This is a genomic window from Phytohabitans sp. LJ34 (assembly GCF_052068095.1).
GTDB lineage: Bacteria > Actinomycetota > Actinomycetes > Mycobacteriales > Micromonosporaceae > Phytohabitans.
This window is the reverse complement of the sequence record NZ_JBQHDG010000028.1, coordinates 148,278-154,627: the sequence shown is the minus strand read 5'-3', so window position 1 is coordinate 154,627 and position 6,350 is coordinate 148,278. Positions and strand designations below refer to the sequence as shown.

Below are 6,350 nucleotides of genomic sequence, written 5' to 3'. Positions count from 1 at the left end.
GCCTTGGTGGTGACCTCACCGGCCACATGCACCTGACCGGTCGTGATCAGCGTCTCGACCGCGACCCGGCTACGCGGGTCCTGGGCGAGCAACGCGTCGAGAATGCCGTCACTGATCTGGTCAGCGATCTTGTCCGGGTGGCCCTCCGTGACCGACTCGGACGTAAACAGACGACGCGCCATCGACCTCTCCCTGGTGAGTTCGGCTCACCACATCGTCGCGGGTCCGGGCGGCGAGCGGGAGTGGACGGTTGAGGACGGTCCGGCGAGTGTCCGCATCGGACCAGCATGTTGACGTGTGGCCGGTGTCATCGGCCGTACGTCAGGCGCCTGAGTAGCCACTCAGCCGGTCCGCGTCGCCGACGCGACTCCATGGCGCTCGCGACCAGCACCGACGTGAACCACACCACGACGGCGGCGGCGAACGCGGTGTACGTGGAGCCGCCGAGGTCGAGGGTGAACGGGACGAAGAGCACGGTCCAGGCCACCGACTGGAACAGGTATCCGCTCAAGGATCGCCGTCCGAGCGTGGCGACCGCGTCGACCGCGGGCCGCCGCCGGCTGTCCGAGAACCGCAGTGCCAGCAGACCGAACAGGGCGACGTAGCCCGGGCCACCGGACATGCCGCTGGCCGTGTGTAGGTAGGTCATGGCATCGAGTGTGGCGGTGTCGACGTGAATGGTGCCGGCGGCGGCCAGCGCGTATGGCAGCCCACCGAGGAACGTGATGGCGAGAGCGCCGACCGCGACGCGGCGCAGCAGGACCCGGTGCGCCGCCGGTTCCTCCAGGATGTGGCGGCGGCCGGCCCACATGCCCAGCCAGACGATCACGATGAACGGCAGCACAGAGGCGGTGTGCGCCGGCCACTCCTGTATCCGGTCCACAATGGAGCTGTCGTAGGAGTTGGCGGCCAAGGACGGGTTAGGGGAGTTGGTGACGATCGCGTCACCGCTTCGGGCGCTGGCGGTCAGCCTGGCGGCGATCACCACGACGGAGGCGAGTTGCAGGCCCCACAGAAACAAAACGATGTGGTGGAACCGGTCGCCGCGGCGCAGCAGCAGGACCGTCGCCACGACCCCGACGATGCCGTACGCGCCGAGGTAGTCGCCGTAGTAGAGCAGTGTGGCGTGGGCGGCGCCGAAGCCGACGAGCAAAGCGTTGCGGCGCAACAGGACCGCGCGCGTGGCGGTGCCGGCGGCATCGCTTCGGCGAGCCAACTGCACCACGCCGTAGCCGAACATGATCGCGAACACCGGGTACGCGCGACTGTCCACAAAGGTTGCCAAGAAGAAGTTGAGGACCCGTTGGAGCCCATGCGGCGTACCGTCGAGACCGGGTTGGCCGGCGAAGGCGAAGTTTGCCGCGTTCGCGAGCGCGATGAACAACAGCATCCCGCCGCGGGCCAGGTCCGGCGCGAGCGCGCGGGCGGCGCGGGGTACCGGCCCCGCCGTCGCCGCCCGTAATGGCGAGGTGACTGTCGATTGTGTCATGGGCCCACGCTAGGCCGTTAGAGGCCCACCGTCGCTTGGGCAGAACATGCCACGTAGGGCACAGGGCTAGCGCAGGCCGGCGAAGAGGTCGTCCTCGCCACCGGATGGGTGGACGTCGCCGTGCTGAAGGATGAAGTATTCCTTCGCGAAAACCAGGTGCTGGATCTCGCGCGGCAGGAACAGGAAGAACATGTTCTCGCCCTGACTTGTGTGCGCCTCGAGTGCCTTGCACTTGCCCTCCGCGTAGGGAGACACGTCCACTCTCGTGCTGACCTCGTCGTCCGGGATGCCGAAGTCCTCCGGCGGCTCGAAGCCGAGCTCGATGCCGGCATCCCGCATGTGCTCGAACAGCTCTCGGAGCGCGCCACGGGGGATGGCGGTGTGGTAGAACTTGCGCGGAATACCGGTCGTTCTTGACGCTTCCACGGCGATGCGGTGGGCCTGGATGTGGTCGGGATGGCCATACCCGCCGTTCTCGTCGTACGTCACGACGACGTCGGGCCGGTACCGCCGCATCAGCGCCGCGAGGGGAGCGGCGGCGTCGGCCACGGGGATGTTGCTGAACGCCTCGGGGTGGTTGTTCGCCTCCCAGCCCGGCATCCCCGAGTCCCGGTAGCCCAGCAGCTCCACATGGTCGATGCCCAGGTGGCCGGCCGACGTCTGGAGCTCCTCCAGCCGAAGCCGGACGACCTCAGCCTCGTCGTGCCCGTCCTGGTCCGGCTTGATGCCGCCGGGGCCGTCGCCCTGCTCACCGTTGGTGCACGTCACCAGCACCGTTCGCACGCCCTCGGCGGCGTAGCGGGCGAGGATCCCTCCTGTGCTGATCACTTCGTCGTCGGGGTGCGCGTGCACCGCCATCAGTGTCAGTCCCATGCTCGCACCCTAGATGGCAATCTCAGCGGACCACAGAGAGCTGAACGAGAGGAGGCCGACAGGTTGGGGACACCGTACGCCCTGGCACGAACAGACCACTTCCGGGACGAGAAGGGGGCGCAAAAGATAGCCAGCGTAGGCGGTTGATGCCCCGTCCTCGGAAGGAGCCGTGCGGATGGCCCTCAATACCTCCACCGAAAAGTCCGGTGTCGGCAGACACGCGAGCGAGGTCCGCAGGCTACTGAGCCCCGTCGAGCGCTGGCTGTGGATCTCGCATCAGATTTCGCCGATGAACGGGTTCGCGTGGGTGCAGGTGCGCGGCCGGCTTGTTCCGGAGCAGCTGGCCTGGGCGGCGGCCGCGGTGGTCGCCGAGCAGCCCCTGTTACGGGTCTCGATCCACGCCAAGCCGGATGGCACCGATCCACGGTTCGAGCCCGCCACCGGCCCGGTCATGCCGATCCGGATCGTGCACGCCGATGCCGACGACGAGCAGGCGGCCGAACGGGAGCTCGACACCCGCGAGATGAGGGAGCCGGTGGACACCACCACCGCCCCGATGGCCCGGCTGGTCGACGTGGTGCGGGGCGCCGGCACCGACGCGGAGACCCACGACCTGATCCTGACGATGTCGCACACCATCGTCGACGCCACCGCCCGGGTCGGCATGCTCGCCCAACTGCTGCGCTACGCCGCGGAGTGGGATCCGAACAGTGACGAGCCACGCCGTGTCGTCTCCCGAGAGCCGGTGCCCCCGATCGGCTACGCGCTGCCGCGCGGCGTCCGCGGTCTCGGCCGCGCCATTGCGACGGTGTTCACCGAGCACATGGCGTCGCTTCGGGCGCACACGAAGCCCATGGCACCGGAGCGACACGTACCACCGGCGGACAAACGCACCCGACTGCTGCTCCGCAAGCTGTCCGGCGACCAGCTCGATGCGTTGCTGTCCACCTGCCGGCGCAGAGGCGTGACCGTCCACGCTGCGCTGTCGACAGCCACCGCCCGAGCGGTCGGCCGCGAGATCGGCATCACGAACGGCAAAGTCACCATCCGCACGCCCGTCCAAGCCCGCGCGGAGCTGTCCCCGCCACTGACAAAGAGCGACGTCGGAAACTACATGTGCGTCACGCAGACGTACGTGAACGTGGACCCGAACGCCGACTTCTGGGCCGTCGCCCGCCAGTTCAACAAGGACCTCAGGAAGCGATTGCGGCTGCGGGCACACCTGTCCTCCATCGCTCTCATGCGCAAGTTCGCGCCGAAGTCCCTCGCGACCAGCACGCGCTTCGTCGACGGGATCGACGACCGGGCGGCCGGGGCCGTGCTGGTCTCCAACCTGGGCCGGGTCGACTTCCCCGACCGAGTCGGGGACTGGGAGCTGTCGGCGGTTCAGTTCTTCTCCACCATGTCGGTCACCGGCCAGATGGCCATCTGCGCGGTGACGAGCAACGGCGTGCTCCACCTCAACACCTGCTATGTCGAGGGGCAGAGCTCGGCCGAGCGCGCGGCCCGTGTCACGGACGACACGCTGGCGATCCTGATGGCCGCGGTCGGTAGGGGATAGCCGATGATCAAGACCGACGCCTGGGTGCTGTACGCGCATCCGGCGCATGCGGAGCGACCGACCTTCGTCGAGGACGTGCTACGCCGGGAAACCTTCTCGTTCCCCGAGCCCGACGAGGACGAGGTGCTTGTCGAACCGCTGTTCGGGTCCTACGAGGCCAACATGGACCACGCGTTGACCCGCGACCCGATCGACGTGTGCCGGCAGCGCGGCGAAGAGTCGACGGTCATCGGCAACCTCGGCATCGTCCGAGTGCTGCGACCCGGATCCCTTGCCCGGACCACGTTGCGCGAGGGCGACGTGTGCATGGTCATGCCGTTCGGCAAACAAGACCGCCACGGCTACGCCGAACTCGTCTACGCCTTCGACATGCCGGGGACCGTCGGCCTGATGGCCAAACGCACCAAGGTGCGGGCCGAAAACCTGCTTCCCGTTCCCCAGGACAGCGCCTACTCACTGCCGCAGTGGGCCGCCTACGCGCGCTACTTCACCGCCTGGGACAACTGGAAAGTCGCCCTCCGCTGCTGGAAGGCGCAGCTGGACAACGTCGACCCGGGCGACCATCTGGTGTTCGGCTGGGGCGGCGGCGTCTCCGTCGCCCAACTGGAGCTGGCCCGGCGTGCCGGCTTTCGGGTGGCGATGACGGCGAGCAGCGACGACCGGCTCGCCTATGTGCGGAGCAAAGGAATCGAGCCGGTCGACCGCAGACTCTTTCCGGATCTGGCGAGAAACGGGCCCAGCGGGCAGTTCGACGCGATCGCGGAACGCCGCTACCGCGCCTCCGAACGGGAGTTCCTGCGGGTGATCTCCGACCTCAGCGACGACGCGGGCGTCGCGATATTCGTCGACTACATCGGCGCACCGGTGTACAAGGCAACGCTGAAGTCGCTGGCCCGGGAGGGCGTGGTGACGACCGCGGGCTGGAAAGGCGGGATGGACCTGCTCAACCGTCGAGCCACCGAATGCATCAAGCGCCACCTGCATGTGCACACGCATGTCTGGCGTTTCCAGGATTCGCCGGTGATGCGGGACTACCAGGAGGAGACCGGCTGGATCGCCGACATCGATCCGGACGCGATCTACGGCTTTGACGAGATCCCCGTGCTCGCCCAGGACTACCGGATGGAAAAGCTGAGCACGTACTTCCCGATGTACCAGGTCAATCCAGTGTAGGAGCGGTATCGATGACCGAGTCCATCCTCGCCAGCGCTGCCGAAGAGCAGTCGCTTGCGTTTCCCATGGCCCGAGGGTGCCCCATGCACCCGCCCGCCGAGTACGCGATGCTGCGCCCGGATCGGCCGGTCGCCAAAGTCACCCTGCCGTCCGGCCTGACCGCCTGGCTGGTCACCCGGCACGAAGAGGTGAAGCAGCTGATGGTCGACCCGCGGCTAAGCTCGGACCGCACCGCACCGGGGTTTCCGCTCATGCTGCCGGTGCCGCCGGGCATGCTCAAGCAGCTGAACCTCTCGCTGATCTCGATGGACCCGCCGGAGCACCCGGCGCACCGGCGCATGCTGATTCCCGAGTTCACGATGAAGCGGATGCAGGTCCTGCGTGCGCGCATCCAGCAGATCGTGGACGAACGCGTCGACGCGCTTCTCGCCGCGGACCGCCCAGCCGACCTGGTCGCCGAGCTAGCGATGCCGGTGCCCTCCCTGGTGATCTCGGAACTGCTCGGCATCCCCTACCCCGATCGTGACTTCTTCCAACCGCTCGCCATGCGGATCGTCAGCCGCGACAACAGCCCGCAGGTCCGGGCCGCGGCGGGCCAGGAGCTCGCCACCTACCTGCACGAGCTGGTCATCGCCAAGGAGAAGGACCCGACCGACGACCTGCTCGGGCGCCTGATCGTGAAGAACCGCGAAGAAGCCGTGATGACTCGTGAGGACATCACGAACCTGGCCCGGCTGATGCTGATCGCCGGACACATCACCACGACGGACATGATCTCGCTCGGCACCATCGTGCTGCTGGAGAACCCCGACCAGCTGGCCCTGATGCGCGAGAACCCCGAACTCGTCGGCAACGCGGTCGAGGAATCCCTGCGCTACTTCGGCATCGCGGACATGTCGCGTGCGGTGCTCGAGGACGTCGAGATCGGCGGTGTCGTGATGCGCAAGGGCGACGGCGTCATCTGCGCCGCCGTGGCGGCCAACTGGGACGACGAGGTCTACGAGCACCCGGAGCGGTTCGACGTCCGGCGCGGCGCCAAGAACCACCTCGGGTTTGGTCACGGCGCACACCAGTGCCTCGGCGGCAATCTCGCCCGGCTGGAGCTGGAGATCGTGTTCAAGACGCTGTTTTCCCGGATACCGACCCTGCGGCTGGCCGCCCCGGTGGAGGAGATGCCGTTCAAGTCCGACGCCACGCTCTACGGGGTCTACAGCGTGCCGGTCACCTGGGACGCGGACGCGAGCTAGGGGAGCC

General features: G+C 67.8%; 6 protein-coding genes. 3 read left to right on the top strand and 3 right to left on the bottom strand.

Going from position 1 to position 6,350, the window contains the following annotated elements; translation table 11 throughout:
• The 3 genes from ACTMTJ_RS38680 to ACTMTJ_RS38670 all read right to left on the bottom strand — a co-directional run.
• A partial coding sequence (locus ACTMTJ_RS38680) for an S-adenosylmethionine synthetase N-terminal domain-containing protein (RefSeq protein ID WP_441223715.1) occupies nucleotides 1-182 on the bottom strand: 182 nt, incomplete at its 3' end.
• 125 nt (nucleotides 183-307) lie between these two features.
• A complete protein-coding gene (locus tag ACTMTJ_RS38675) occupies nucleotides 308-1,489 on the bottom strand; it encodes a DUF418 domain-containing protein (RefSeq protein WP_441223714.1) in 1,182 nt (393 codons plus the stop codon).
• Between the two features lie 66 nt (nucleotides 1,490-1,555).
• Nucleotides 1,556-2,362 (bottom strand): PIG-L family deacetylase, encoded by an 807-nt coding sequence (locus ACTMTJ_RS38670; protein WP_441223713.1) that lies wholly within the window; start codon nucleotides 2,360-2,362, stop codon nucleotides 1,556-1,558.
• Between the two features lie 289 nt (nucleotides 2,363-2,651).
• Here ACTMTJ_RS38670 and ACTMTJ_RS38665 point away from each other — a divergent pair, with 289 nt between their 5' ends.
• Genes ACTMTJ_RS38665 through ACTMTJ_RS38655 form a run of 3 tightly spaced genes read left to right on the top strand, consistent with a single transcriptional unit; the run spans nucleotide 2,652 to nucleotide 6,343 of the window.
• Nucleotides 2,652-3,923 carry a phthiocerol/phthiodiolone dimycocerosyl transferase family protein gene (locus ACTMTJ_RS38665; RefSeq protein ID WP_441223712.1) on the top strand — a complete coding sequence of 424 codons (1,272 nt, stop codon included), beginning with the start codon at nucleotides 2,652-2,654 and terminating at the stop codon, nucleotides 3,921-3,923.
• A gap of 3 nt (nucleotides 3,924-3,926) precedes the next feature.
• Nucleotides 3,927-5,096, top strand: a complete 1,170-nt coding sequence (locus ACTMTJ_RS38660; RefSeq protein WP_441223711.1) for a hypothetical protein — start codon at nucleotides 3,927-3,929, stop codon at nucleotides 5,094-5,096.
• Between the two features lie 11 nt (nucleotides 5,097-5,107).
• Complete coding sequence (locus tag ACTMTJ_RS38655; RefSeq protein ID WP_441223710.1) at nucleotides 5,108-6,343, top strand: cytochrome P450; 1,236 nt, start codon at nucleotides 5,108-5,110, stop codon at nucleotides 6,341-6,343.
• Nucleotides 6,344-6,350: the final 7 nt, after the last annotated feature.